Source organism: Streptomyces sp. NPDC056883 (genome assembly GCF_042788835.1).
Classification (GTDB): domain Bacteria; phylum Actinomycetota; class Actinomycetes; order Streptomycetales; family Streptomycetaceae; genus Streptomyces; species Streptomyces stoeckheimensis.
This window is the reverse complement of the sequence record NZ_JBHUBS010000012.1, coordinates 133929-159221: the sequence shown is the minus strand read 5'-3', so window position 1 is coordinate 159221 and position 25293 is coordinate 133929. Positions and strand designations below refer to the sequence as shown.

Genomic DNA, 25293 nt, shown 5'->3' with positions numbered 1-25293 from the left:
TTCAGCGCGGCATCCTCCCGGACAGCTCCCGGGCGGCCGCGCGCAGCGCTTCCTCCGCCGAGGCCTCGTAGGAGCCCGGGAGCGGCGGGACCCGGAGGCCGTCCACTCCCGCCCGCTCCGCCAGTACCAGCACGGTGGCGACGAAGCCCTCCGAGAGGGCGCGGATGACGGCGTGGCCGGCGTGGCCGTGTTGGGCAACGAGGGCTTCGGCGAAGACGCCGAGAGCGGCCGGGTCGATCTGGCACTCGTCCATCTCCATCGGGCCGATGCCCGACGGGAGGCCGAGTTCCTCCTCGAAGAGGGCCACTTGGCGGTGGAAGAGCCGGGCGGCGCCGCTCGAAGGGTTCCAGAGGGTCTCGTCCCCGACCTCGTAGTACTGGCTCACCGGCCGACGGTCCCGCCTGCCGCCCCGGTCCCCCCGGCCGTCGCGCGCGCGTACAGCTCCGCCGCGTAGCCGGTCAGGATCGTGCTCGTCGAGACGTCGTCCGTGTCCCCGCCGGTCAGGACGCCGATGATCTTCCCGTCGGCGGCGATCCACGAGCTGCCGCTCGTGCCCGTGGGGAAGTCCGCGCAGTCGAAGCGCTGTTCCGTGGCGCTGAGCCGCACCGCGCGGGACAGGCAGGTGCGCGGGACCTTGCGGTCCGACGGGTAGCCCGTCACGGTGACCTGCTCGTCCGTGCGACCCGTGGTGTCCAGGACGGCGGCGCCGGTGACGTCCTCGATGTTGCGGCCCGAGGCGTCGGGGGCGAGGCGGGCGAAGGCCAGGTCGTAGTCGTCGTTCGTCGCGTCCGACCACCGCGGGTCCTCGAAGACCTCCGCGAGCTTCCAGGTGCCGTACGGGGCCCGCCCGTCCGCGTACGCGGGTGCGAAGGAGGCTCCGCCTTCTCCGGCCCGGCCGGCGCGCAGGCAGTGGCCGGCGGTGACGATCAGGTTCCGCCCGGGGCTGTGCACGACGGTCGCCGTACAGAAGTGGTCACCCGTCACCTCGCCCTCGAAAAGCGCCCCGGCGAAGGCGGTGGGCCCGCCCGGCGCGGAGGGCGAAGCCGACGCGCCGGGCGTCCGGGCGGCGGACGACCGAGACGCGTCCGGCGCCTGCGGCCGCAAAGACGACTGCGCTTGCGATGGCAACGGAGTTGCAGTGGGCGACGCCCCTCCAGGCGCCGCCTTCACCTGCCCGGAGGCCTTGCCGTCGTCGGCCGGAACCACCTTCGTCATGGCAGCAGACGCGCCCAGCGCCGCCATCACACACAGCACCGCGGTCACCACGGTCCGCTTGTCCATCGCCGACAGCCCTCCCCAATTTGCTCCGGCGAAGCATGCCTTGCCCGCGGCGACCCCCGCAAGGGGGATCCCCGCCCGCAGCCATTGACAGCACCGCCACCACCCCCCACACTCATCCGTATCCACTGGAAACAGTTTACGGAGGACACAAAAATGATCGCCACCGCCGCCGCCATCACCGCCACCGCCGCCCTGGCCACCCCCGCGGCCGCCCTCCTCACCCACCGCGCCCTGCGCCGCGCACAGGCCGCCAAGACCCTGCGGATCGACTCCCCGCACGGCATCGACGAGCAGGGCTTCGTCCGCATCGGCGGCATCGACCAGTGGATCTCGGTCCGCGGCGAGGACCGCACCAACCCGGTCCTCGTCGAGATCCACGGCGGCCCCGGCGCCGCCAACTCCATCTACACGACCCGCACCCGCAGTTGGGAGCAGCACTTCACGATCGTCCGCTGGGACATGCGCGGCGCCGGCAAGACCTTCGGCCGCAGCGGCCCGGCCGGCCAGGGCGAGGCCACCTTCGAGCGGCTCTACGAGGACGCCCTGGAGGTCACCCGCTACGCCCAGGACCTGCTGCGCGCCGAGCGGGTGATCCTCCTGGCCAACTCCTACGGCAGCGCCTTCGGGCTGCGCCTGGCCCGCAACCACCCCGAGCTCTACTCCGCCTACGTGGGCACCGACCAGAACATCCACACCGCCGGCCGCGACACCTCCGCCTACGACGCCCTACGGGATCGGCTGCGCGCCGCCGGGAAGACGAAGCCGCTCGCGCAGGTCGAGGCGATCGGCGCCGACCAGCACGCGTGGACTCCGAAGGAGCGGGCGACGTACGCCAAGTTCTGCGCGCAGAGCGACCCGCTGACGTTCGCCACGCTCAAGAAGGTGGTCATGGGCTCGATGTGGCTGTCGCCGCTGCACTCGCTGCGCGATCTGCGGGACTTCTTCCGCGGGCAGAACTTCTCGGAGCAGATCACCGAGGGCACCGCGGACCTCGACGACCGGGCCGACGGCACCCGCTTCGAGATCCCGTTCTTCGTCTTCCACGGCGAGCACGACGTCATCACCCCCACGGCCTCGGCCAAGGCCTTCTTCGACGAGGTCGAGGCCCCGGTGAAGCGGTTCGCCCTCATCGAGGACTGCAGCCACTTCGCCTCGTTCACCCGCCCGGACCGCTTCCTGGAGCTCCTCCAGACCCACGTCCGCCCGGCGCTGACGGGCGAGCACCGCTCGGCCGTCTGACCACCCTGGCCCCGCCCTGAACCTCTCAGTCGGCCGTCCCCCGTGGCACGACCCACCGCATCGGCTGGCCGGTGACCTCGGCGATCATGTCGCAGTCGCCGTCACAGTGCAGCACGGTGGCTCCGTTCCGACGACCGGCGGCCCCGGGGGAACTCCCCCGGGGCCGCCGCGCCACCACCGTGCAACCGCCCCGCGCGCTACGCCCCCGGCCAGAGGCCTTCCGGGGTCAGGCCCAGGAGGTCGATCGCGTTGCCGCGGACGATGCGGTCCACCACGTCCGGGGCCAGGTGGCCCATCTGGGCCTCGCCGACCTCCCGCGACTTGGGCCACGTGGAGTCGGAGTGGGGGTAGTCCGTCTCATAAAGAACATTGGCGACGCCGATGGAGTCCAGGTTCTTCAGGCCGAAGGCGTCGTCGAAGAAGCAGCCGAAGACGTGCTCCGCGAAGAGCTCCGACGGCGGCCGCAGCACCTTGTCGGCGACGCCGCCCCAGCCGCGGTTCTCCTCCCAGACCACGTTCGCGCGCTCCAGGATGTACGGGATCCAGCCGATCTGGCCCTCCGCATACATGATCTTGAGGTTCGGGAAGCGCTCGAACTTGCCGCTCATCAGCCAGTCCACCATCGAGAAGCAGCAGTTGGCGAAGGTGATGGTGGAGCCGACGGCCGGCGGGGCGTCCGCCGAGGTGGAGGGCATGCGCGAGGAGGAGCCGATGTGCATGGCGATGACCGTGCCGGTCTCGTTGCACGCCTCGAGGAAGGGGTCCCACTCGTCCGTGTGGATGGAGGGGAGCCCGAGGTGGGGCGGGATCTCCGAGAAGGCGACCGCACGGACCCCGCGCGCAGCATTGCGGCGGACCTCGGCGGCGGCCAGCCGGGCGTCCCAGAGCGGGATGAGGGTGAGCGGGATGAGGCGGCCGTTCGCCTCCGGGCCGCACCACTCCTCCACCATCCAGTCGTTGTACGCGCGCACGCCGAGCAGGCCGAGTTCGCGGTCCTTGGCCTCGGTGAAGGTCTGGCCGCAGAAGCGCGGGAAGGTCGGGAAGCAGAGGGCCGACTGGACGTGGTTGACGTCCATGTCGGCGAGCCGGTCGGGAACCGAGAAGGAGCCCGGGCGCATCTGCTCGTACGTGATGACTTCGAGCTTGATCTCGTCGCGGTCGTAGCCGACGGCCGTGTCGAGTCGGGTGAGGGGTCGGTGCAGGTCCTCGTACACCCACCAGTCGCCTATCGGTCCGTCGTCGCCCTTGGCCCCCATCACGGGGGCGAACTTGCCTCCGAGGAAGGTCATTTCCTTCAGGGGGGCGCGGACGACGCGGGGGCCGACGTCGTGGTACTTGGACGGGAGCCGGTCCCGCCAGACGTTGGGGGGCTCAACCGTGTGGTCGTCCACCGAGATGATCTTCGGGAAGGTCTCCATGCCCTCACGGTAGCGCCAATCTGACGAACCGTCAGCTAGTTGAGCGCTGCCGGATGGCAGATCCACGGTGATCGGGTGCCGGATCCGCGCGGACCGGGCATCGGATCCGTAAGGACTGGGTCCGTTACGGACTGACGTGTACGCGCAACACAGGGCAGACTGGCCCTTACACCTAGGGAAGGCAGGGGGGAGACCAGATGGACGGCACACCGGCCATCCCGCACCAGCGGAACCACCCCGAGTCCGGTGACACCGCCATTGCCGCAGCCGCCGGACCCGGAGTCGACGCAGGGCCCGCCGCGGAAGCCAGAGCCGACGAAGCCGTCAACGGGACCCCGACCCCCTCCGCCGACGGAGGCAACCGGTTCGCCGTGCTCGGCCCCATCCGGGCCTGGCGCGGCGGCGAAGCCCTGAGCTCCGGGACCCCGCAGCAGCGGGCGCTGCTCGCCGTGCTCCTGCTCCGCGAGGGCCGCACCGCCACCGCGCCCGAGCTCATCGACGCCATCTGGGGCGAGGACCCGCCGCAGCAGGCCCTCGCGACCATCCGCACGTACGCCTCCCGCCTGCGCAAGATCCTCGAACCCGGGCTCCTCGTCAGCGAGTCCGGCGGCTACGCGATCCGCCTGCCCCACCCCGCGGCCCTCGACCTGGGCATCGCCCGGGCCCTCGCCGCCGACGCCGAGGCCGCGCGCGCCGGGAAGCCGCAGGGCGACACCCCCGGAAGGGGTGCCCGCAGCACCCCCGGCACCCCCGGCACCCCCGCCGACAAGGGCGACCGCGAGCTCGCCCGTACGCTGCTGACCCGCGCCCTGGACGTCTGGGACGGCGAACCGCTGGCCGGCGTACCCGGGCCGCACGCCGACACCGAGCGCACCCGGCTCGCCGAATGGCGCCTCCAGCTCCTGGAGACCCGCCTCGACCTGGACCTGGAGCTGGGCCACCACGCCGAGGCCGTCTCCGAGCTCACCGCCCTCACCGCCGCCCACCCGCTGCGGGAGCGGCTGCGCGAGCTGCTGATGCTCGCCCTCTACCGCAGCGGCCGCCAGGCCGAGGCCCTCGCCGTCTACGCCGACACCCGCCGGCTCCTCGCCGACGAACTCGGCGTCGACCCGCGCCCCGAACTCTCCGAGCTCCAACAGCGCATCCTGCGGGCCGACTCCGAGCTCGCCCGCGCCGAGGACCCGGCACCGGCCGCCGCGCCCGTCCACGTGAGGCCCGCCCAATTGCCCGCCACCGTCTCCGACTTCACCGGCCGCTCCAGCTTCGTCCGGGACCTCGGCGACATCCTCGCCGGCGCCGAGGGGCAGGTGATGGCGGTCTCCGCCCTCGCCGGCATCGGCGGTGTCGGCAAGACCACGCTCGCCGTGCACGTCGCGCACGCCGCCCGCCCGCACTTCCCCGACGGGCAGCTCTACGTGGACCTCCAGGGCACCGAGGCCCGCCCCGCCGAGCCCGAAGCCGTCCTCGGCTCCTTCCTGCGCGCCCTCGGCACCCCCGACTCCTCCATCCCCGACTCCCCCGCCGAACGGGCCGCGCTCTACCGCTCCACCCTCGACGGGCGCCGCGTCCTGGTCCTCCTCGACAACGCCCGCGACGCGGCCCAGGTCCGCCCGCTGCTGCCGGGCACCGCGGGCTGCGCCGCCCTCGTCACCAGCCGGGTCCGGATGGCGGGCCTGGCCGGCGCGCACCTCGTCGACCTCGACGTGATGAGCCCCGACGAGGCGCTCCAGCTGTTCACCCGGATCGTCGGGGACGAGCGGGTCGGCGCCGAGCGCCAGGCCGCCCTCGACGTGGTCGGCGCCTGCGGGTTCCTGCCGCTCGCCATCCGCATCGCCGCCTCCCGGCTCGCCGCCCGCCGCACCTGGACCGTCTCCGTGCTCGCCGCGAAGCTCGCCGACGAGCGCCGCCGCCTGGACGAGCTCCAGGCCGGCGACCTCGCCGTCAAGGCCACCTTCGAGCTGGGGTACGGGCAGTTGGAGCCCGCGCAGCAGCGGGCGTTCCGGCTCCTGGGGCTCGCCGACGGGCCGGACATCTCCCTCGCGGCGGCAGCCGCCGTACTCGACCGGGCGGAGCACGACACCGAGGACCTGCTCGAAGCCTTAGTCGACTGCTCCCTCCTCGAATCGGCCGCGCCCGGCCGCTACCGCTTCCACGACCTCGTACGCCTCTACGCGCGTGCCTGCGCCGAGCGCGACGAGCAGCCGCCGAGCGCGCGCGACGCCGCCCTCGACCGGGTGCTGGACTTCTACCTGGCCACCGCCGCCGGGGTGTACGGCCTGGAGCGGCCGGGCGACCGGCTCGTGGCCCACCTGTCGGCCACCCGCCACCCGGGGCTGGTCTTCACCGAATCGCGCACCGCGCAGGACTGGCTCTACGCGGAGGCCGACCCCCTGCTCGCGTGCGTCCGGCAGGCCGCCGTACGCAGCCCCGGCCGGGAGGACCTGCTGCGCCGGGCCGTCGACCTGCTGCTCGCCGCCAAGGACCTCGCGGAGTCGGGGGCCAACTCCAAGCAGTACGAGTCGGCCGCCACCGCCGTGCGGGACGCCGCGCACGCCGCACAGGACCTGTACTCCGAGGGCCGGGCCCGCACCACGCTGACCAACACCCACCTGGTCGCCGGCCGGTTCGCCGAGGCCGATGACGAGGCCCGCCAGGCCACCGTGCTGGCCCGCGCCGCGGGAGACCTGCTGTCCAGCTGCTGGGCACCGAACGACCGTGGCATCGCCGCCATTTACGAGGGACGCTACGAGGACGGCGAACGGTACCTCCTCGAGGCCATCGCCAACTTCCGGGCCGACTCCAACCACGTGGGCGAGGCGAGCGCCCTGTGCAACCTGTCCCGCATCCACGTGGAGCAGGGCCGGCTGGGCAGTGCCATAGAGCTCGCGCAGCAGGGCATCGACATCTACGACCGGATGGGACTCACCCTGCGCCTGGCCAACGGCCGTTACGCGCTGGGCATCGCCCTCACCCAGGCCGACCGGCTCTCCGAGGCGCACTCCCAGCTCAGCAAGGCGCTCTCGTTGTTCCACGAGAACCGACAGCCGCTGTGGGAGGGCGTGACGCACTTCCGGCTCGCCAAGGTCCACTTGGCCGCGCGCCGCCCGACGCTGGCCGCCTCGCACGCCGAACAGGCCATCGCGCTGCGCGGCATCGGCGGCGAGTGGCGCCGCGCCACCGTGCTGACCGTACTGGGCCGGGCGCTGCGCCAGTTGGGGCAGCGGGACCGGGCGCGGGTGTGCTGGCGGGACGCCGAGGTGGTGTTCACTCAGCTGGGCTCGCCGGAGCTGGACGAGGTACGGGCGCTGCTGGCGGCGGAGATCGCCGCATAGGGCTCCTCATCAGCTGAACGGCACGTTCATCGTTCGTTTATCGCCACCGGCCAGGATGGTGTTCATCGACTCGGCGTGTCGGGGGGCAGCCCGGGTCGGCTGGAGACACCCGTTCGGCGGTCCGCGGGGGAATCGCCGAACGGGCCCGACCCACCCATCAGGAGATCCGATGACGACGAACGACAACACCCTGCCGACCGCCGCCGACCTCGCGTCGCTCGACGACCCGGCCGTCCCGGCCACGGCGCCGAAGCCGGCCGACAACCTCACCTCGGGCACGCCGGCCAAGCCGCTCGACAACCACGTCTCCGACGAGGACATCGTGACGCTGGACAACCACGTGTCCGGGCCGCCGCGCCCGTAAGCCGGGCCACTGAGACGCGTACGACCCGGACCGGGGGGGCCGGGGGGCCAGGGGCCCGGGTCGTACGGCACGACGTACCACGGGGGGACCGGGGGTCGCGGGGGGACCACCGGAGGTGCACGCACGCATACGGCGGCCGCGGTGGCCAGGAGGGGGACCACCGCGGCCGCCGTATGCGTGCGTGCAGGCGGGCGGGGGGCCGGGCGCCTCACCCGCCGAGCTGGAGCCGCCGCTGTACGCCCCGCGCGGCTTCCAGCAGCGCCGGGGCGAACCGCTCCAGCTCCGCCCGCGTGCTCAGGAGGGCGGAGGCGGTCAGACCGACCCCGCCCACCGGCACGCCCGCCCGGTCGAAGACGGGCACGCCCAGGCAGCGGACCGAAGGCTCGTGCTCCTCGTCGTCGACGGCGTAGCCGCGCTCCCGGACGGTGCGCAGTTCGTCCGCGAGGTCGTCCCGACCGGTGACGGTCCGCCGGGTCAGGGCCGGCATCCCGGTGGCGCGCAGGATGCCCTCGGTCTCCTCGGGCGGCAGGTGCGCGAGGACGGCCTTGCCGATCGCGGTGGCGTGCAGGGGGACGCGCATGCCGACGCGCGAGGAGGTCGGGTGGGACCGGACGGTGCTCTCGATCTTGCGGATGTACGTGAGCGCGGTGCCGCTGCGCAGGGCCAGGTGGACGGCCTGACCGGTGCACTTCTGGAGGAATTCGAGCAGCTCGACGATGCCCTCGGGCCGGTCGGCGGCGATTTCGGCGGCCAGGGTGCGCAGCCGCAGGCCGACGCCGTAGCTGCCCTGCCCGTCGGTGACGGCGTAGCCCTGCTCGACGAGGGAGACCAGGATCCGGTAGGTGCTGGACTTGGGGACCCCGGCGGCGGCCGACAGTTCCGCGAGCCGGTGCGGGCCGCCGAACGCGGTCAGCGCCTCCGTGATCCGCAGGGTCTTCTCCAGGGCGCTGCCGCTCGTGGAGCTCCGGCCCACGCTCTGACCCGGCACCTCACTTCGTATGGCATTGACCACGGAATCCCCAAGGGTTGGCAAAACGTATCGATTCACCCTACGTCACGTGATGCCCGTTTTGCCCGGGGCCGAAGGGCCCGAAATGCCGGGCGCCCGCGCCCGCGCTGACTAGGCTGACCGTGTGTTCACCTCCCAGGGCCCGACCCTCCGCGAACTGGCCGTACAGGCCATGTCCTCCATCGAGCGGGGCTACGACCTGCTGGCCCCGAAGTTCGACCAAACCCCCTTCCGCACCCCCGACCGGATGCTCGACGCGGTCGAGGAGACGCTCGCCCGGCACGAGGCCCCCTTCGACGCCGGGCTCGACGTGTGCTGCGGTACGGGCGCGGGCCTCGGCATGCTGCGGCGGCTGTGTCGGGGGCGGGTGACCGGGGTCGACCTGAGCTCGGGCATGCTCGCCGAGGCGGGACTCGCCCACCCCGACGCGGACCTGCTGCGGGCCGACGCACGGCACCTGCCCGCCGCGCTCGGGGACTCGTACGACCTGGCGGTCAGCTTCGGCGCCTTCGGCCACTTCCTCCCGGAGGAGCGACCCTCGGTCTTCTCCGGGGTCCACGCGGCCCTGCGCCCCGGCGGGGTCTTCGCCTTCCCGATCGGCGCTCCGATCCCGCCGAGCCGCCCGGCGTGGTGGGCCCTGTCCGGCTTCGACGCGGCGATGCGCGTGCGCAATGCCGTCTGGCGCCCGCCGTTCGTCATGTACTACCGCACCTTCCCGCTGGGCGGAGTCCGTACGGACCTGCGCGCGGCCGGCTTCACGGTGGAGACGCTCCCCCTGGACCACTTCGGCCGCCGCCCGGACGGGACACCGAGGTGGCGACTGGTGCTGGCGCGCAAGGCGGCCTGACCCTGCCGCCCGCGCCTTGCCCGCCGTACGCGCGCCGAGCTCAGGTGGTTGATCCCGAGCCGCGCCACCGACGTAGTCCGGTACGCCTTCGGCGCCGCTATCTCGGTCTCTGCCCCATTTATCACGAAACGCGCCCGTGACCCAGGTCACATTTGCCATTTGCCACAGGGCGCGGGGGCGCCGTGTCGTTAGAGGGAGAACAACGAGCACCACACACCGAACGCCGCACCACAGCAAAGGAATCCGCCATGGCCGCTCGCCTGAACCTCTTCGCCGACCCGGTCGCCGTCAATGCGTGGAAGCACATCATCGCCGCGAGCAAGGCGCTGGGGGACTCGACCCTGCCGGCCTCGACCCGCGAACTGGTGATGCTCCGCGCCAGCCAGATCAACGGCTGCGCCGGCTGCATCGACATGCACACCAAGGACGCGGCGGCGGCCGGAGAGACCGCGGTGCGCCTCAACCTGGTCGCGGCCTGGCGCGAGGCCACCGTGTACACCGACGCCGAGCGCGCGGCCCTGCTCCTGACCGAGGAGGCCACCCGCATCGCGGATGCGGCCGGCGGGGTCAGCGACGAGGTCTGGGCGAACGCCGCCAAGCACTTCGACGACGAGCAGCTCGCCGCCCTGGTCACCCAGATCGCACTGATCAACGCCTTCAACCGCGGCAACGTCATGGTCCAGACCCCGGCGGGCGACTACCAGCCCGGCCAGCTCCAGCACTGACCCACACGCAACACGGCTCCGACCCCCACGCCGGAGCCGGCGCCCGGCCCACTCCCCTCCCCCTCCCCCTCCAAGGACCGAGGAGTCGCCCCATGAACATCGCGCTGTGGATCGTCACCGGACTGCTCGCCGTCGCCTACCTGCTGGGCGGCGCCTTCAAGGTGTTCACGCCGAAGGAGAAGATCGCCGCCAGCGGCGCCAGCGCGAAGTGGGTCGAGGACTTCACCCCCGGCGCGGTGAAGGCGATCGGCGCCGTGGAGATGCTGGCCGCGGCAGGCCTGATCCTCCCGGCCGTCCTGCACATCGCCCCGATCCTGGTCCCCCTGGCCGCAGTCGGCCTGGTCCTCCTCATGCTGGGCGCCGCCCTCACCCGCTACCGCCGCCACGAGCCCACGTACATGGCAGTAGACCTGGCCTACGTCCTCCTGGCCGCCTTCGTAGCCTGGGGCCGCTTCGGCCCGGAGTCCTTCACGGGCTGACACCGATTCCGGCTCACCAAGTTCCGGGCGCGGGCCCGTCGTTCGGTGAGTCCGGCGAGTCCGGCGAGGTGGCTCAGCGGACCCGGGGCAGGCTGCACGGAGTGCGATCGTGCCTTCCGCAGTCCGACGCCCGGCAAGTGCAAGGGTTGTAGAGGCGGCGGCAGCGGCAGTTGAGATACTCCGGCCATGGATGCCAGGGGGATGAGCGGTGCGCGGGTGGACACGGCCGGCTGGGTGCTGCGTTCTGCGGTGACGGCGGACGTCGAGACGATCGCGGAGTTGCGGGCCACGGTCATGCGGGGGGATCTGGAACGCCTCGGGCGGTATGACGAGCACCATGTGCGTCAGCGGCTTCGGGATTCCTTCTCCCCGCAGCACACGTCGGTCATCGAGATCGACGGCGCAACGGCAGGGTGCGTCACGGTCCGGCCCGCCGAGGACCGGCAGTGGCTCGAGCACTTCTACCTGGCTCCGCACTGTCAGGGCCGGGGGCTCGGCTCCGCCGTATTGCGCACGGTGCTGGAGCGGACGGACGCGCAGGGCCTGACCGTGGGCTTGAACGTCCTGCAGGGCAGTGCCGCCCGTCGGCTCTACGAGCGTCACGGATTCGTCGTGGAGGCCCAGGACCCGATCGACGTCTTCATGGTGCGCCCGCCGGGGGCGAGCACTGCCACTGCCCGGGTCTGACCTGCGGCGATGCAGGCGGATCGGCCCGGTTCGCGAGGTACTGGACCACGAACCGGGCCGTCTCAGGGCGCCTGCGTCAGCGCTCCAGGTCGATCGTGAAGCGCCGCTCGCCCGGAGCGATCGTCTCGGCGTGGATCGAGCCGCGGGCACGGTCGTACTTCCCGGTGCCGCCGGTGATCGCGTTGTCGAACGCGGGGGGCGGGCCCGGGACGAGGTGGCCGAAGACCATGCCCTGTGCGGTGATCTGGCCGCCCGGGAGGGTGTAGGTCACGGCGCAGGTCTCCGCTCCGCCGTTGTCGACCCGGGTGGTCGTGCAGGTGCCGCCGGTCTCGCCGACCTGCTGGCCGTCCTTGTCGAAGAGGATCGAGCGGAAGACGGTCCGGTCGCCCTGGGCCGCGGCGCCGCCCGGGTTGACGGGGAAGCGCGACTGCTCCGCGAGCCGGCCGGTCAGGGTGATGACCTGGCCCTTGCCCTTGTCCCGGGCGGAATCGGCGTCCGTCCCGACGGCGGACGCGACGGGGGCGCAGGCGAGAAGGGCGACCAGTGCGGTGGTGGCCGTGCCGAGACAGGCTGCCCTGACGGGGCGCATGGGGCGCAAGGTGCGCATGGGGAGGCTCCTGAGGTGGGGCTCATGGATGGTTGGACCACCCATGCATAGCCCCGGCCCCGCCACCGCCGGGAGCGTCCCGGTGCGACCCACCGGCAGATCCGACCGATCGGACCAGCCCGGGGGCGATCCCCCGGGCAGTCGACCCCCGGGACGGTCCGCCCCGGGCCGGGTGGCGGTGTCAGCGGGCCCCGGCAGCGGTGTCAGCGGGTGCGGAGTTCTCGCTTGAGGACCTTGCCGCTCGCGTTGCGCGGGAGTTCGGAGACGAACTCCACCTCCCGCGGGACCTTGTAGTTGGCCATCTCACGGCGGGACCAGGCGATCAGGTCGTCGGCCGTGAGGACCGCGCCGGGGCGGCGGACCGCGTACGCCTTGCCGACCTCGCCCAGGCGGGGATCCGGGATGCCGACGACCGCGACGTCCGCGATGTCGGGGTGCAGGCCGAGGAGTTGCTCGATCTCGGCGGGGTAGGCGTTGAAGCCGCCGACGATGAACATGTCCTTGATCCGGTCGGTGATGCGCAGGTTCCCGGCGGCGTCGAGGACGCCGACGTCCCCGGTGCGGAGCCAGCCCTCGGGGGTGATGGCCTCGGCGGTTTCGACCGGGTCCTCGAAGTAGCCGCGCATGACGTTGTGGCCGCGCACCCACACCTCCCCGGCCCGGCCCGCGGGCTGGGCCGCGCCCTCCGGGTCCACGATCCTGACCTCCGTCCCGGGGATGGCCCGGCCCGAGGTCGACGCGATGATCTCCGCCGGGTCGCCGCGGCGGCACATGGTGACGATGCCGCTCGCCTCGGAGAGCCCGTACGCGGTGAGGACGGTGCCGATGTGCAGCTCGCCGCGGAGCCGCTCCACGAGCTGGAGGGGGACGACCGCGGCGCCCGTGACGACCAGGCGCAGGGCGGAGAGGTCGTGGTGGTCGCGCTGGGGGTGGTCCAGGAGGGACTGGTGCAGGGTGGGCGGGCCGGGGAGTACGGAGATCCGCTCGGCGGCGATGTTGGCGAGGACGGTGTCCACGTTGAACACGGGCTGGGGGACCATCGTGGCCCCGCGCATCAGGCAGGCGATGACCCCGGCCTTGTAGCCGAAGGTGTGGAAAAAGGGGTTCACGATCAGGTAGCGGTCGCCCTCGCGCAGTCCGGCGAGCTCGCTCCAGACCTCGTAGCAGCGCAGGGACTGGGCGTGCGAGATGACGGCGCCCTTGGGGCTGCCCGTGGTGCCGGAGGTGAAGATGATGTCCGAGGGGGCCGAGGCGGGGATCGCGTCCGTACGGGCCCGGACGGCCTCGGCGGTGACGGAGTCGCCGCCGGTCAGGAACTCCTTCCAGGTGCGGAAGGAGTTCGGGGCGTCCTCGGACAGGACGACCACCTGTTCCAGGTGGGGCAGGCCGGGCAGCGGCCCGGAGCCCTCGCCCTCGGCGGCGGCGCGGCGCAGGGAGGCGACGTAGGAGGTGCCGAGGAAGGTGCCGGTGACGAAGAGGAGCCGGGCGCGGCTGCGCTGGAGGACGTAGGCGGCCTCGGAGCCCTTGAAACGGGTGTTGAGGGGGACGAGGACGGCCCCGGCGGAGACGGCTCCGAGGGCGGAGACGATCCATTCGAGGGTGTTGGGCGCCCAGACGGCGACCCGGTCCCCCGGCTCCACACCGGCGGCCATGCAAGCGGCGGCGGCGCGCTCGACGCGCTCGCCGAGCTGCGCGTAGTCGATCCGGACCCGCCCGTCGACGACGGCCTCGCGGCCGGCGTAGCGCTCGGCGGCGTGCCGGACGAGTCCGCCGATGCTGGTCCAGGCGAGATCGGCCCGTCCGTCTTCCGTCGTGTCCACGGCCCCGGCCCCGCGCGCGCGCTCGTCCTCGGTCATGGTCCGCCCTTCCCTGCAACCCAGTAGCTGACTATCCGTCAGATTAGCTGTAGCCTTCGCGGCTGTCAGTACTGGTGCACCCCGGAGGTGGCGATGGCGGCAACGCTCAAGGACGCTACGGCGATAGTCGGCATCGGGCAGACCGCCTTTGCCAAACAACTGCCGCAGTCCGAAAAGGAACTGGCCTGCCGGGCCATTCTCGCGGCGCTCGACGACGCGGGCATAGACCCGTCCGAGGTCGACGCCTTCTCCTCCTACACCATGGAGGAGACCGACGAGGTCGAGGTCGCCAAGGCCATCGGCGCCGGCGACGTCACCTTCTTCTCCAAGATCGGCTACGGCGGCGGCGGTTCCTGCGCCACCGTCGGCCACCTGGCCGCCGCCGTCGCCACCGGCCAGGCGAGCGTCGGCGTGGCCTGGCGTTCGCGCAAGCGCGGCTCGGGGCCGCGGCCGTGGAAGAACACGGCCGTCCAGCTCCCCACCCCCGGCCAGTGGACGCGCCCCTTCGGCCTGCTGCGCCCCGCCGACGAGATCGGCATGCTGGCCCGCCGCTACATGCACGAGTACGGCGCCACCCGCGACCACCTCTTCAACGTCGCGATGGCCTGCCGCAACCGGGCCAACGAGAACCCGGCCGCGATGATGTACGAACGCCCGCTGACCCGCGAGATGTACATGACCGCCCGCATGATCAGCGACCCGCTCTGCCTCTTCGACAACTGCCTGGAGACCGACGGCGCCCTGGCCTGCGTCATCGTGAGCGCCGAGCGCGCCCGCGACTGCCGCCAGAAGCCCGTCTACGTCCACTCCGTCGCCCAGGGCCTGCCCTCCCAGCACCACGGCATGGTCAACTACTGGAACGACGACCCGCTGTCCGGCCCCGCCTGGACCGCCGCCCGACACCTGTGGAAGCAGGCCGACTTCGGCCCCCAGGACGTGGACGTCGCGCAGATCTACGACGCCTTCACCCCCCTGATCCCGCTCTCCCTGGAGGGCTACGGATTCTGCGGACGCGGCGAGGGTGCCGCCTTCACCGAGGGCGGCGCCCTGGAGATGGGCGGCCGGCTCCCCATCAACACCGGCGGCGGCGGCCTCAGCGAGGCCTACGTGCACGGCTTCAACCTGATCAACGAGGGCGTCAAGCAGCTCCGCGGCATCTCCACCGCCCAGGTGCCCGACGCCGCGACCTGCCTGGTGACCGCCGGCGAGGGTGTCCCGACGTCCGCCATCCTGCTGCGTGCCTGAGGAGCTGCCGACCATGACGACGACCACCACACCCACCACGACCGCCACGACCGCCGACGAGCTCCTCGTCCCCGTCCCCGACGGGGACGGGGCCCCCTTCTGGGAGTACGCGGCCCAGGGCGAACTCCGCGTCCAGGCCTGCGCGGCACCCACCTGCGGGAAGCTGCGCTTCCCGCCCCGCCCCTGCTGCCCGCACTGCAGATCCTTCGACTCCGAATGGCGCCTGATGAGCGGGCGCGGCCGGATCTGGTCGTACGTACAGCCGCACCCGCCGCTGCTGCCCGCGTACGCCGCGCAGGCCCCGTACAACGTGATCCTCGTGGAGCTGGCCGACGCCCCGCAGATCCGCCTCGTCGGCAACCTCGTCACCGCCGCCGACGCCCCGCTGGACTCGATGGACCCGGCACGGCTGCGCATCGGCGCGCGCGTCCAGGTGGTGTTCACCGAGACGGGCGGGATGGCGGTGCCGCGCTGGGTGCTGGAGAAGTCATGACCGTGCGCGTCGAGCGGGACAAGGCCACCGGGGTCGCGGTCGTCACCCTGGACCGGGAGCGCAAGCACAACGCGATCGATCTCGGGACGGCAGCCGAACTCGCTCGGGTGTGGCGGGAGTTCCGCTACGAGGACGAGGTACGGGCGATCGTCCTGACAGGCGCCGGGCGGGCGGCCTTCTGCACGGGCATCGACCGGGGCGTGGAGGTGCCGCAGCCGTCCTCGCCGTACTCGGTGGACGACCCACTCGTCGCCATCGGGCCGAAGGCGAACGACCTGTGGAAGCCGGTGATCGCCGCCGTCAACGGCATGGCCTGCGGTGGGGCGTTCTACCTGCTGGGCGAGTCGGAGTTCATCATCTCCTCCGCGTCCGCGACGTACTTCGACCCGCACACCAGCTACGGGATGGTCAGCGCCTACGAGGCCATCTACATGGCGCAGCGCATGCCCTTCGGTGAAGCCGCCCGGATGTCCCTGATGGGCACGGCGGAACGGCTCTCCGCGCAGCGGGCGTACGAGATCGGCCTGGTCTCCGAGCTGGCGGAGCCCGAGGCGCTGCTCCCGGCGGCCCTGCGGGCGGCCGAGACGCTGGCCGGCTTCCCGACGGAGGGCGTGCAGGGCACCGTACGGTCCCTGTGGGCGGCGAAGCAGGCCGCGCTCCAGCAGGCGCTGGCGCAGGCTCCGGGGCTGATCGCCCTGGGGAACCTGCCGCCCGAGCGGCAGGCGGAGCTGTTCGCCGGGCGGCGGAGCGGGGCGGGACCGGAGCCGCGGGTGCGGTGACGGCGACGGTGTGCGGGGGAGCCCGGCCGGTTCCCCGTACAACCATCGGACAGGGTGCGCAGTCTCCTAGGCGGTCAGAACGAAGGATTGCTGGGGGACACATGAAGAAGCGAGTCAGTGCAGTTCTCACCGCGGCGATGGCCGTGGGTACCGTCTGGGCGGTGCCCACGGTCGCCCGGGCCGCGGACCCCTACCCGGAGGTCCATGCGGGCTCGTGGGAGGAACGGGTCGTCGTGCACACCGAGGACTGGGACGCGAAGGTGCCCCGAGGCCTCAAGGCGCACGTGCGCAAGAAGGGGTCGCCCACCCGGCTCGCCACGCTCACCAGCTTCACGCGCCGGCCGGACGGCCCCTGCGCGTGGGACTGCGGGAGCGAACCCCCGCAGAACTCGTCGTTCCAGAGCGACCCGGTGAAGCTCCCCGAGCTCGGGACCTACACCATCGACCTCGAGTACACCGGCACCGAGGGCGAGCCCGTCGTCCACGAGGACAGCGGGGTCCTGACCTACGCGGAGCGTCCGGTCATCTCGAACCTGAAGTCGAGCCCGGTCTCCGTGGAGCACCTCGACACGGTGCTCTCCGGCGACCTCTCGCTCTACAACCCGCTCGACGGCTCGTCCAAGCCGTACGCGGGGGGCGCCTTCACCGCCAAGAGGGGCTCCGAGACCACCCGGTGGACCGCCGACGCCAAGGGGCACTTCGAAGCGAAGTTCGGGATCGCCCACACCGACTTCCTCAAGGGCCCGGACGACTCCCAAGTGAAGTTCGACCTCCTCGCCGAGCTGAACGGCCACAAGGACCGCGCAGCCGTGACCGTCCCGGTGACGCCCGTCGACACCGTCATCGAGCTGAACTCCTCCACCGTGACCGGAGCCTACGGCACGGGTGCGAAGGTCAGCGGGGCCTCCAAGTGGAAGTCCGCCAACGGCACGTGGAAGCTCCTTCCGACCACGATGCCGATCTCCGCAGGAAACTGGAAGTCCGGCCGCACCGACGCGGCGGGCCGATTCACCATCGTCAGGCGGCTCACCGAGGACGGCGTGATGAACGTCAGGCCCGCCTCTGTTTGGTTCGACTCCAAGACGCCCCTGAAGGTGGACGTCACGCCCGGGACGTTCTTCCAGGACTTCAAGGCCTCCGCAGAGCCGGGCAGGTACGTCTACATGTCGAGCTGGTTCTTTCACGGCGAGTTTCCCGAGGAGACCACCACTTCCTTCAAGGTAGACGCCGAGTACTCGGCGGACGGCAAGACCGGCTGGACCAGCCGCAAGAGCTTCACCGTCACCATCGAGCCGGGGTCGTTCCCCAACTACAAGATCGAGGCGACCCTGCCCTACACGGGCCCCGGCTACGTACGGCTCCGGTACGCCGGTACGCCCACCATCCACGGCTCCGTGACGCCAGCCGTCCGGATCGAGGCCACCAACACGGCCATCCCGGAGTTCAACGCCACGCCCGAACCCGCCAAGAAGGGCAAGCCGATCACGATGACCGGCAAGCTCAACCACGCCGACCCCACCTGGAAGCCCTTCGCCGGCCAGAGCCTCGTCTACTACTTCCGGCCCGCCGGAAGCACCAGCTGGAGCTGGATGGGCACGTCCAAGACGGCCGCCGACGGCACCTTCAAGCAGAGCTTCACCGCGACCCGGACCGGCTCCTGGCAGGTCCGCTACCCGGCGACGTCCGGGCACCTCAACGCCGTCAGCCGCGTGGACGAGGTCATCGTCACCCCGTAGCGGGTGTGGCCCGGAGGGTCAGCGGGTCTTCCGGGTCGACTTGGGCTTCGGCTTGCCCGTGGTCCCCGGCGTCTTGCCGCCCGTGCTGCCGCCGGTGGTGACCGAGCCGCTGCTCCCGGAGCCGGACGTCGGGGTGGGTGACGCGGTCGAGACGGTCTGGATCGTGCCCAGCGTGCAGCGCTGCACCTCGCCCGCCTTGGCCGCGTTCGTCATCGGCAGGTCGACCGTCCGGCTCTCGCCCGCCTTGAGCGCGAGCTCCACGGAGCCGGAGTCGACCCGGCCGGAGGCGCCTTCGAAGACCAGCGGGACGCGGAAGGTGTGCCCGGCCGCCGCGTCGGAGGTGACCTTGACGGTCGCCTTCGCCGCGGACGGGCCGGCGCAGGTGACGACCTCCGCGTGCGCGAGCGGCCGGGTCTCGGTGGGCGTCGCCGTCGGCGTGGCCGTGGAGCCGCCGCCGCTGCCGCCCGTACCGCTGTAGCTCTTCTTCTTCGACTTGCTCTTGGAGCTGGAGCACCCGCCCCCGCTGCTCTTGCTCTTGCCCTTGCTCTTCCCGCCGCTGCCGCCCGTCGACGAGAACCCCGTCAACGCGAGCACCACGCCCACCAGCACCGCCGTGAGCCTGACCCGCCGCCCCGTGACCACCATGGTCCGAACCCCTCCCCGTTGAACAACGGGCGGCACGCTACCAGGGGGTGAGAAGCGCACAGCGGTACGGTGGCCGCCATCCGTTACGACAGCTTCCCGGGGGGACACACCATGACCGACGAGACCACGGCCACCACTGCCGACACCGCCGACGCCACGGGCGCCGGCGTCATCACGGCGATCGCCCGCCTCCAGGCCCGGCCGGGTCTGGAGGAAGAGGTCCGCGCACAGGCCCTGTCCCTGGTCGCGCCGACCCGGGCCGAAGCGGGCAACATCTCCTACCGCGCCTACGAGGACCCGAGCGCTCCGGGCGCCTGGGTCATCCTGGAGGAGTGGGCGGACGGCGCGTCCTGGGAAGCCCACCTGGCCTCCCCGCACCTGGCGGAGGCCCTGTCGCGCACGGCGGCCCTGCTGGCCGGGGCGCCGGTGCTGCGGGTGTTCCCCCCGGCGCTCCCCTCTTAGGCCTGGACCTCCGCAGGTAGGCCCGGACCTCCGCGTGCGGGACTCCGGGGGCGGGCGTAGCGTCGGGATCGAGATCCAGACCCACTCCCCCCGGAGGGCCGGGCATGATCCGCAACGTACTCGGCTCGTTCCTGGGTCTGATCGGAGCGACGGCCGCCGTCTGGAGCCCCTTCCGTGCCTGGTACGACGGCCGTCACGGACGCGACTACCGCATCGAGGAGCTCTTCTCCGCCGCCGGGATCACCGACGACAAGGCCGCCCTGCTGGGCTCGCTGCTGCTGCCGTTCCTCTTCGCCGCCCTGCTCGCGCTCGTCGCGATCGTGCTGCGCTCCCGGCTGCTCATGGCCTTCTCCGGGATCGTCGTCCTCGGCTTCGCCGTGCTGTGGATGGTCCGGCAGGGGCAGGCCGCGGGGAGCCTCTCGGTCGGCGGCTCCGGCACGGGGCTCGGCGACGGGGTCGGTGGGGCCTTCGGTGCCGGCGCGCTGCTCATCCTTGCGGCGGCCGTGATGAGCGGACGGCCCCGGCGGCGCGACCGGGTCGCCGGGGAGCCGGTCCCGGAGCCTTATCAGGCTCCGTACCAGGAGTCGTACCGGGATCCGTATCAGGAGCCGGTCGAGGACCCCGCCCGTCCCCCGTCGCCTTCGGCGTGGCCTCCGCCGCCGCAGGACCACTCGTAGCGCCTCGGGTGCCCTGCGGGGCTGTCCCCTACCCGCCCTTCCACCGTTCCCCGGGCGCTGCCCGGACCCGGTCCTCAAGCGCCGGACGGGCTGAAAGCAGGGGTACCGGGCTGCGCCCGGACCCCCTGGGGCTCCGTACCCAGCCCGCTGAACATGACGGCGGCCCCGTCCCCCTGAGGGGGCGGGGCCGGCCAGCCGTTGCGGGCGGGGTGGGGATCAGGCCTCGACGACGCCGGACGCCGCGATCTCGATCTTGCCGCGCGTCGAGCCCGAGGGGGTGCCGAGCTTCTCGATCTGGTCGACGAGCTCCTGGCCCGTGACGACCTCGCCGAAGACGACGTGCTTGCCGTCGAGCCACGGGGTGAGGACGGTGGTGATGAAGAACTGCGAGCCGTTGGTGTTGCGGCCGGCGTTCGCCATCGAGAGCAGGTACTTGCGGTCGTGCTTCAGGTTGAAGTTCTCGTCGGCGAACTTCTCGCCGTAGATGCTCTTGCCGCCCGTGCCGTTGTGGTTGGTGAAGTCACCGCCCTGCAGCATGAACTGCGGGATGACGCGGTGGAAGCCGGAGCCGGCGTAGCCGAAGCCGTTCTGGCCGGTGCACAGCTCGCGGAAGTTCTGGGCGGTCTTCGGGACGACCTCGTCGAAGAGGTTGAAGACGATGCGGCCGGCGGGCTGGCCGTCGATGTTGATGTCGAAGAATACGTTGCTCATGGGGTCCATCCTGTCACTCCTGGTGCGGTGCGCGACCCCGAGGGGGCCGCGACCGGGCCCCCGGACGGCTCAGCCCCAGCTCAGACGGCGGCCGGGCCGGGTCACCCGCCCGTACGGGTCCCCGTGCCCTTGGCGGCGTCCAGGGCGTAGACGCAGCGGTCCTTGCTGCACGCGTAGACCACCCCCGCCTCGGCCACCGGTGCGCCGGTGATCTCCCCGCCGGTGGCCAGCTTCCAGCGCAGCTGCCCGCCCGCCGCGTCGAGGGTGTACAGGCAGTGGTCGGCCGATCCGAAGTGGACGCGGCCGTCCGCGACCGCCGGGGAACCGGTGATCTCGCCGCCCGCCGCGAACCGCCACTTCGGGGTGCCGGTGACCGCGTCGAGCGTGTACACGGCGCTGCCCGCGGCCAGGTGGACGTTGCCGGCGGCGACGAGGACCGGGTCGGCGGACTGCCGGGGCTCGGTGGCGATGCGCCAGCGGTCCTTGCCGGTGGCCGCGTCCAGGGCGTAGACGGTGCCCAGGTAGTCCGCGAGGTAGACCCCGCCGCCCGTGACGGCCGCGCCCGGGGCAAAGGCCGGGGGCGCGAGGAACACGGCGGGGGCCTCGAAGTGCCAGCGGACCCGGCCCGAGGCCCGGTCGATGGAGATCACCCGGGTGCCGGCGGCGACGTAGACGTTGCCGTCGGGGGCGGGCGTGACCCGTACGGGCACGTTACCGCAGGAGCCGGCGTCGCCGACCGGATACGACCAGGACTCGCGGCCGGAGCGGGCGTCCAGGGCGCGCAGCCGGGCGTCCTGCCACACGTAGACCGTGCCGTCGTGCAGGACGGGGGCCGCCTCGGTGGTCTCGAACTCGCTCTGCGCGCCGGACAGCTCCCACAGCTTGTGCCCGCTGGACGACTCCCAGGCCTGTACGCCGCCTCCGCGCGTGGCGGTGACGACGGTGCCCCGGTCCGCGCGCAGGGCGTACACCCAGGCATCGGCGGACAGCCGCCACCGCTCGGAGCCGTCGCCGGCGTCCAGGGCGTAGAGGGAGGGGCCGTCGGAGGCGTGGATGCGCCCGTCGGAGACGGCCATGGACCAGGCGACGTCCCGGGTCTTGAACTGGCGGCGGCCGCTGGCCACGTCCAGGGCGTGCACCTCGAAGGAGGTGACGTAGAGCAGGTCGCCGGCGACGGTCGGGGTGCCCCAGACCTCGTTCGACATCCGGAACCGCCAGGGCCGCCAGCGGCCGCTGTCGGGGGCCGGGCCCGGGTTCGGTACGAGGACCGAGGGCGCGGGGCCCGACACCGGGGTGCCGGCGGGCGGCCGGATCCAGCCGGTCGCGGAGTCCGAGGCGGAGGCGTGGGCGGCCGGAGCCGAGGCGGAGGCCTGCGGGCCGGGGCCGATCGGCACCGGGGAACCGCCGAGCCGCACGGGCTCGCCCGAGGGTGCCATCGGGGGGTGCTCGGGCCGCTGCGGGACGGCCTGGCCGGTCCGCGGGTCGGTCCAGGGGTCGGCTCCGCCGCGCTGGCGGCGGTGCGTGGCGGGACCGGAGGCGTGTCCGGCCCCGGGTCCGGCCCCGGGGCCGACGCTCTCGATGGGCGCGGAGACCCCGGCCCGGGGGAGCGAGGGCTTCGCCGCGGCGGCCGCAGCCGCGGCGGCGTTGCGGTGGCCGGCCCGCCGGGCCTCGATCATCGCGACGGCCCGCTCGGGCAGCCACGCCGAAGCGGTACCGCTCTCGTCGCCGCCCTCGAAGAGGTGCGGGGCGAGCTGCGCCTGCAGGTCGGCCGGGGTGGGCCGCTGCGTGGCGTCCATCTGCATGCAGGAGTCGATCAGCGGGCGGAGCTCGTCGGGGAGCCCCTCCAGGTTCGGGCCCTCGCGCAGCAGCATGAAGACCGTCTCCACCGGGTTCGCCCCGTGGTACGGCGGGTGCCCGGTGGCGGCGAAGACCAGCGTGGAGCCCAGCGAGAACACGTCGCTGGCGCCCTTGACGCTGCGCGAGTCCTTCGCCTGCTCCGGCGACATGTACGCGGGGGTGCCGACGGCGACGTTCGTCATGGTCAGGCGGGTGTTGGAGACCCCGCTGGCGATGCCGAAGTCGATCACGCGCGGGCCGTCCTCGACGACGAGCACGTTGGAGGGCTTCAGGTCGCGGTGGACCAGGCCCGCCCCGTGGATCGACTGGAGCGCCTCGGCGATGCCCGCGGCGAGCCACCGTACGGCCTGGGCGGGCATGGGCCCGCACTCGTGGACGATCTCCTCCAGGGAGGGCGCCGGTACGTACGCGGTCGCCAGCCACGGCACGGCCGCGCGCGGATCGGCGTCGACGACGGCCGCGGTGTAGAAGCCGGAGACGGCGCGGGCCGCCTCCACCTCACGGGTGAAGCGGACGCGGAACAGCTGGTCCTCGGCGAGCTCGGTGCGCACCGTCTTGATCGCCACCCGGCGTCCGGACGCCGACCGGGCGAGATAGACCAGCCCCATGCCGCCGGCGCCGAGCCGTCCCAGCACCTCGAAGGGGCCGATCCGTCTCGGGTCGTGCTGCGTCAGCTGCTCCACCACTCGCCTCCACACCCATCCCCGTACGGGGACCTCCACGGACCCCGCTCTTCCAGCCATCGCCGGTGGCATCGCCGTCATCGCCGATCACGTCACCGGATGCGCACGAGCCGCCGCAGGTCCCTGCCCCGTGCAGCGTCTCACTCCGGGGGTCGGCCCGGGTCGCGCACCCCCGATTCTGTCAGGCCCGCGCCCGGTCCGGCCCCGGCACGGCGGGTGGTCGCGCACGGGGTGCGGGCAAAGCCGTACAACCCTGCGGAGAGTTCGTGGGTCTAGCTCCCGTTCATCCGATCAAGATCCGGGGGGATCCGTGCATCACCGTTTGACTTCGGCCATCATCATCACCGCAGCGGCACTCGGAGGGACGGCCTTGCCCGGGGTGGCGCACGCCGCCGGTGCGGACTGTCTCCAGGGGATGGAGACCACCCGTGAGGGGGCCATTCTCGTCAAGGGCGTATGGGACATGCCCAAGCCCGCCGCCGTCCACGTGCGGGACAAGAAGACCGGGCAGCGCATCGCGTCGGTCAGCGAGTTCCGCATGGAGCACCACCCGGACGGTGCGCCCGAGTGGGACCTGATATCCGCGCCCCTGAAGCTGTCCGCCCTCGGGATCTACACGCTCGAGGTCGGCGACGCGTCCTCCCCCGTCGTCTGCGGGGACTTCGACTACCGGCTCCGCTCGGAGATGACCACGCCCACGGCGGGCGAGGTGTCCCTGGACAACCTGAAGACCACCGTGTCCGCGAATCTCACCACCTTCGACCCGCGGACCCAGACGGCCGCACCCTTCAAGAACGCCCGGGTCAGCCTCACGGGCGAGGGCGTCTCCCTGGCGGCCACCACGGACGCACAGGGCCGGCTGGCCGCCCCTGTCACCTTCCGCGGCACGGAGAAGTCGACCCTGCTGCACGTCAAGGTCGAGGCCACCCCGGAGATGGACCCGGAGGACCGCTTCCTGTCCGTGGCCACGGACCGCCGGAATGCGGAGATCGTCCTCGACCCCGCGTCGCAGAAGATCAAGGCCGTCTACGGATCGACGGCGAAGCTCACGGGCCGGGCCTCGCTGGTCGCCGCGGACGGCACGCGCAAGCCCGTACCCGAGGGCACGCCCCTCAACGGCGACCTGGACGGCAAGCCCGGGACGGGAACGGACGGCCGGTTCGAGCGGCAGGTACGGGTCGCCACCACGGACGGCCAGCGGATCAAGACCACCTGGGCGAACAACAGGGCATATCCATGGCTGTCGTTCGCGTCGGACTCCACGGAAGTCGAGCTCTACGACACCACGTCCTTCACGAAGTTCACGGCCACGATCGACGCAGCGCGGCGGGTGACGTTCACCGGGTCCCTCGTCCGGCAGACCGGCTTCGGAACCCTCGGCGTCGAGGCGCAGTACTCGGCCGACGGCAAGACGGGCTGGACCACGCGCAAGACGTTCACCGTGTACGCGAACAGCGACTCCGCGTTCAAGCTGACACTGCCGGGCGAGGCCGACGGCTACTGGCGCCTCCACTACCCCGGCACGACGCACACCCAGGGGGCCACCACCCAGCCCGTCCGCCTGACCCGCACGGCGACGGCCTTCTCCTACTTCAACGCCGCCCCGGAACCGGTCCGCAAGGGCCAGACCTTCACCATCAAGGGCACCCTCCAGCACGGCACCCCGGCCAAGCCCTACGCCGGCCAGACGGTCCTCTTCTACTTCCGCCCCACCGGCAGCCAGGACTACACCTACCAGGGCCACTCCAAGACCGCCGCCGACGGCACCTTCACCCACCCCTTCAAGGCCGACCGCACCGGCACCTGGATCGCCCGCTACCGCGACGCCGACGGCAAGCACTACAACGCCGAAAGCCGCCAGGACGACCTCACCGTCAACCCGTAGAGCCCGTAAGGCCGTAACGAACCAGCCCGTAGCCCCTACCCCCCAGTCCGCTCCGCGGACAGGCGTACAACCCCCGAGGCCTGCCATGGGTCTAGCCCCCGTTCATCTCACCAAGATCCGGGGGGATCCATGCACCACCGCTTGACCTCAGCCATCGTCATCGCCGCGGCGGCCCTCGGAGGGCTGGCCGCGGGGGGGGGGGGGGAGGGCCCCCCCCCCCCCCCCCCCCCAGAAAACTCCGCCCACCCAAAAGGAGGCCCCCCCAGCCCTCTCTTT

Annotated in this window: 23 protein-coding genes; 14 read left to right on the top strand and 9 right to left on the bottom strand. The window is 72.4% G+C overall.

Features of this window, described 5'->3' with window-relative positions; genetic code table 11:
- Window position 1 precedes the first annotated feature (1 nt).
- Both ACFRU2_RS27060 and ACFRU2_RS27055 read right to left on the bottom strand, forming a co-directional pair.
- The gene (locus ACFRU2_RS27060) at window positions 2-385 is read right to left on the bottom strand and encodes a DUF6086 family protein (protein WP_382976607.1); all 384 of its coding nucleotides are present in this window, start codon (window positions 383-385) and stop codon (window positions 2-4) included.
- Window positions 382-1281: a trypsin-like serine protease gene (locus tag ACFRU2_RS27055; RefSeq protein ID WP_382976605.1), complete on the bottom strand. Its 900-nt coding sequence runs from the start codon at window positions 1279-1281 to the stop codon at window positions 382-384. Before ACFRU2_RS27055 ends, ACFRU2_RS27060 begins: the two co-directional genes overlap by 4 nt.
- A 153-nt stretch (window positions 1282-1434) precedes the next feature.
- Here ACFRU2_RS27055 and ACFRU2_RS27050 point away from each other — a divergent pair, with 153 nt between their 5' ends.
- Entirely contained in the window at window positions 1435-2520 is a 1086-nt protein-coding gene (locus tag ACFRU2_RS27050) for an alpha/beta fold hydrolase (protein ID WP_382976604.1), read from the top strand.
- Window positions 2521-2717: 197 nt separating this feature from the next.
- On the opposite strand, the gene ACFRU2_RS27045 is transcribed toward ACFRU2_RS27050, so the two are convergent.
- Window positions 2718-3938 (bottom strand): amidohydrolase family protein, encoded by a 1221-nt coding sequence (locus tag ACFRU2_RS27045; protein WP_250742656.1) that lies wholly within the window; start codon window positions 3936-3938, stop codon window positions 2718-2720.
- Window positions 3939-4135: 197 nt separating this feature from the next.
- Here ACFRU2_RS27045 and ACFRU2_RS27040 point away from each other — a divergent pair, with 197 nt between their 5' ends.
- Both ACFRU2_RS27040 and ACFRU2_RS27035 read left to right on the top strand, forming a co-directional pair.
- Window positions 4136-7270: a BTAD domain-containing putative transcriptional regulator gene (locus ACFRU2_RS27040; RefSeq protein WP_382976602.1), complete on the top strand. Its 3135-nt coding sequence runs from the start codon at window positions 4136-4138 to the stop codon at window positions 7268-7270.
- 169 nt (window positions 7271-7439) lie between these two features.
- Entirely contained in the window at window positions 7440-7634 is a 195-nt protein-coding gene (locus tag ACFRU2_RS27035) for a hypothetical protein (protein ID WP_274548123.1), read from the top strand.
- Between the two features lie 208 nt (window positions 7635-7842).
- Here the strand turns inward: ACFRU2_RS27035 and ACFRU2_RS27030 are convergent, their stop codons facing one another.
- Window positions 7843-8622: an IclR family transcriptional regulator gene (locus tag ACFRU2_RS27030; protein ID WP_382976600.1), complete on the bottom strand. Its 780-nt coding sequence runs from the start codon at window positions 8620-8622 to the stop codon at window positions 7843-7845.
- A gap of 145 nt (window positions 8623-8767) precedes the next feature.
- On the opposite strand from ACFRU2_RS27030, the gene ACFRU2_RS27025 reads away from it, so the two are divergent.
- From ACFRU2_RS27025 to ACFRU2_RS27010, 4 genes are all read left to right on the top strand, one after another.
- On the top strand, window positions 8768-9490 hold the full coding sequence (locus tag ACFRU2_RS27025) for a class I SAM-dependent methyltransferase (RefSeq protein ID WP_382976597.1): 723 nt from the start codon (window positions 8768-8770) through the stop codon (window positions 9488-9490).
- 248 nt (window positions 9491-9738) lie between these two features.
- Window positions 9739-10215 carry a carboxymuconolactone decarboxylase family protein gene (locus ACFRU2_RS27020; RefSeq protein WP_382976595.1) on the top strand — a complete coding sequence of 159 codons (477 nt, stop codon included), beginning with the start codon at window positions 9739-9741 and terminating at the stop codon, window positions 10213-10215.
- A gap of 92 nt (window positions 10216-10307) precedes the next feature.
- Window positions 10308-10694, top strand: a complete 387-nt coding sequence (locus ACFRU2_RS27015; RefSeq protein ID WP_382976593.1) for a DoxX family protein — start codon at window positions 10308-10310, stop codon at window positions 10692-10694.
- Between the two features lie 186 nt (window positions 10695-10880).
- Complete coding sequence (locus tag ACFRU2_RS27010) at window positions 10881-11381, top strand: GNAT family N-acetyltransferase (RefSeq protein ID WP_382976591.1); 501 nt, start codon at window positions 10881-10883, stop codon at window positions 11379-11381.
- A 76-nt stretch (window positions 11382-11457) separates the two neighbouring features.
- Here ACFRU2_RS27010 and ACFRU2_RS27005 read toward each other — a convergent pair whose 3' ends face one another.
- Both ACFRU2_RS27005 and ACFRU2_RS27000 read right to left on the bottom strand, forming a co-directional pair.
- The gene (locus ACFRU2_RS27005) at window positions 11458-11988 is read right to left on the bottom strand and encodes a hypothetical protein (RefSeq protein ID WP_382976589.1); all 531 of its coding nucleotides are present in this window, start codon (window positions 11986-11988) and stop codon (window positions 11458-11460) included.
- Window positions 11989-12191: 203 nt separating this feature from the next.
- Window positions 12192-13844, bottom strand: a complete 1653-nt coding sequence (locus ACFRU2_RS27000; RefSeq protein ID WP_382976588.1) for a FadD3 family acyl-CoA ligase — start codon at window positions 13842-13844, stop codon at window positions 12192-12194.
- A gap of 93 nt (window positions 13845-13937) precedes the next feature.
- Here ACFRU2_RS27000 and ACFRU2_RS26995 point away from each other — a divergent pair, with 93 nt between their 5' ends.
- The 4 genes from ACFRU2_RS26995 (at window position 13938) to ACFRU2_RS26980 (ending at window position 18097) form a co-directional block, all read left to right on the top strand.
- Window positions 13938-15089, top strand: a complete 1152-nt coding sequence (locus ACFRU2_RS26995) for a lipid-transfer protein (protein ID WP_382976586.1) — start codon at window positions 13938-13940, stop codon at window positions 15087-15089.
- A gap of 13 nt (window positions 15090-15102) precedes the next feature.
- Window positions 15103-15582 (top strand): Zn-ribbon domain-containing OB-fold protein, encoded by a 480-nt coding sequence (locus tag ACFRU2_RS26990; RefSeq protein ID WP_382976584.1) that lies wholly within the window; start codon window positions 15103-15105, stop codon window positions 15580-15582.
- Window positions 15579-16361 carry an enoyl-CoA hydratase/isomerase family protein gene (locus ACFRU2_RS26985; RefSeq protein ID WP_382976582.1) on the top strand — a complete coding sequence of 261 codons (783 nt, stop codon included), beginning with the start codon at window positions 15579-15581 and terminating at the stop codon, window positions 16359-16361. The genes ACFRU2_RS26990 and ACFRU2_RS26985 overlap by 4 nt, the downstream gene beginning before the upstream one ends.
- Before the next feature lie 101 nt (window positions 16362-16462).
- Window positions 16463-18097: a hypothetical protein gene (locus tag ACFRU2_RS26980; RefSeq protein ID WP_382976580.1), complete on the top strand. Its 1635-nt coding sequence runs from the start codon at window positions 16463-16465 to the stop codon at window positions 18095-18097.
- Between the two features lie 18 nt (window positions 18098-18115).
- On the opposite strand, the gene ACFRU2_RS26975 is transcribed toward ACFRU2_RS26980, so the two are convergent.
- Window positions 18116-18742 carry a hypothetical protein gene (locus tag ACFRU2_RS26975; protein ID WP_382976578.1) on the bottom strand — a complete coding sequence of 209 codons (627 nt, stop codon included), beginning with the start codon at window positions 18740-18742 and terminating at the stop codon, window positions 18116-18118.
- Between the two features lie 111 nt (window positions 18743-18853).
- Between ACFRU2_RS26975 and ACFRU2_RS26970 the strand changes: the two genes are divergently transcribed.
- Together ACFRU2_RS26970 and ACFRU2_RS26965 are read left to right on the top strand one after the other, a co-directional pair.
- The gene (locus tag ACFRU2_RS26970; protein ID WP_382976576.1) at window positions 18854-19204 is read left to right on the top strand and encodes a putative quinol monooxygenase; all 351 of its coding nucleotides are present in this window, start codon (window positions 18854-18856) and stop codon (window positions 19202-19204) included.
- Window positions 19205-19308: 104 nt separating this feature from the next.
- Window positions 19309-19881, top strand: coding sequence for a hypothetical protein (locus tag ACFRU2_RS26965; RefSeq protein WP_382976574.1), 573 nt, complete (start codon window positions 19309-19311; stop codon window positions 19879-19881).
- A 216-nt stretch (window positions 19882-20097) separates the two neighbouring features.
- Here the strand turns inward: ACFRU2_RS26965 and ACFRU2_RS26960 are convergent, their stop codons facing one another.
- Both ACFRU2_RS26960 and ACFRU2_RS26955 read right to left on the bottom strand, forming a co-directional pair.
- The gene (locus ACFRU2_RS26960) at window positions 20098-20592 is read right to left on the bottom strand and encodes a peptidylprolyl isomerase (protein WP_382976572.1); all 495 of its coding nucleotides are present in this window, start codon (window positions 20590-20592) and stop codon (window positions 20098-20100) included.
- A gap of 101 nt (window positions 20593-20693) precedes the next feature.
- On the bottom strand, window positions 20694-23135 hold the full coding sequence (locus tag ACFRU2_RS26955) for a PQQ-binding-like beta-propeller repeat protein (RefSeq protein ID WP_382976570.1): 2442 nt from the start codon (window positions 23133-23135) through the stop codon (window positions 20694-20696).
- A gap of 412 nt (window positions 23136-23547) precedes the next feature.
- Between ACFRU2_RS26955 and ACFRU2_RS26950 the strand changes: the two genes are divergently transcribed.
- A complete protein-coding gene (locus tag ACFRU2_RS26950) occupies window positions 23548-25017 on the top strand; it encodes a hypothetical protein (protein WP_382976567.1) in 1470 nt (489 codons plus the stop codon).
- Window positions 25018-25293 lie beyond the last annotated feature (276 nt).

Coding starts and splice junctions, on each gene's coding strand:
- ACFRU2_RS27055 (WP_382976605.1), bottom strand. CDS start 1,281: ATGGACAAGCGGACCGTGGTGACCGCGGTGCTGTGTGTGATGGCGGCG.
- ACFRU2_RS27050 (WP_382976604.1), top strand. CDS start 1,435: ATGATCGCCACCGCCGCCGCCATCACCGCCACCGCCGCCCTGGCCACC.
- ACFRU2_RS27045 (WP_250742656.1), bottom strand. CDS start 3,938: ATGGAGACCTTCCCGAAGATCATCTCGGTGGACGACCACACGGTTGAG.
- ACFRU2_RS27040 (WP_382976602.1), top strand. CDS start 4,136: ATGGACGGCACACCGGCCATCCCGCACCAGCGGAACCACCCCGAGTCC.
- ACFRU2_RS27035 (WP_274548123.1), top strand. CDS start 7,440: ATGACGACGAACGACAACACCCTGCCGACCGCCGCCGACCTCGCGTCG.
- ACFRU2_RS27020 (WP_382976595.1), top strand. CDS start 9,739: ATGGCCGCTCGCCTGAACCTCTTCGCCGACCCGGTCGCCGTCAATGCG.
- ACFRU2_RS27015 (WP_382976593.1), top strand. CDS start 10,308: ATGAACATCGCGCTGTGGATCGTCACCGGACTGCTCGCCGTCGCCTAC.
- ACFRU2_RS27010 (WP_382976591.1), top strand. CDS start 10,881: ATGGATGCCAGGGGGATGAGCGGTGCGCGGGTGGACACGGCCGGCTGG.
- ACFRU2_RS27005 (WP_382976589.1), bottom strand. CDS start 11,988: ATGCGCACCTTGCGCCCCATGCGCCCCGTCAGGGCAGCCTGTCTCGGC.
- ACFRU2_RS27000 (WP_382976588.1), bottom strand. CDS start 13,844: ATGACCGAGGACGAGCGCGCGCGCGGGGCCGGGGCCGTGGACACGACG.
- ACFRU2_RS26995 (WP_382976586.1), top strand. CDS start 13,938: ATGGCGGCAACGCTCAAGGACGCTACGGCGATAGTCGGCATCGGGCAG.
- ACFRU2_RS26990 (WP_382976584.1), top strand. CDS start 15,103: ATGACGACGACCACCACACCCACCACGACCGCCACGACCGCCGACGAG.
- ACFRU2_RS26985 (WP_382976582.1), top strand. CDS start 15,579: ATGACCGTGCGCGTCGAGCGGGACAAGGCCACCGGGGTCGCGGTCGTC.
- ACFRU2_RS26980 (WP_382976580.1), top strand. CDS start 16,463: ATGAAGAAGCGAGTCAGTGCAGTTCTCACCGCGGCGATGGCCGTGGGT.
- ACFRU2_RS26975 (WP_382976578.1), bottom strand. CDS start 18,742: ATGGTGGTCACGGGGCGGCGGGTCAGGCTCACGGCGGTGCTGGTGGGC.
- ACFRU2_RS26970 (WP_382976576.1), top strand. CDS start 18,854: ATGACCGACGAGACCACGGCCACCACTGCCGACACCGCCGACGCCACG.
- ACFRU2_RS26965 (WP_382976574.1), top strand. CDS start 19,309: ATGATCCGCAACGTACTCGGCTCGTTCCTGGGTCTGATCGGAGCGACG.
- ACFRU2_RS26960 (WP_382976572.1), bottom strand. CDS start 20,592: ATGAGCAACGTATTCTTCGACATCAACATCGACGGCCAGCCCGCCGGC.
- ACFRU2_RS26950 (WP_382976567.1), top strand. CDS start 23,548: ATGGAGACCACCCGTGAGGGGGCCATTCTCGTCAAGGGCGTATGGGAC.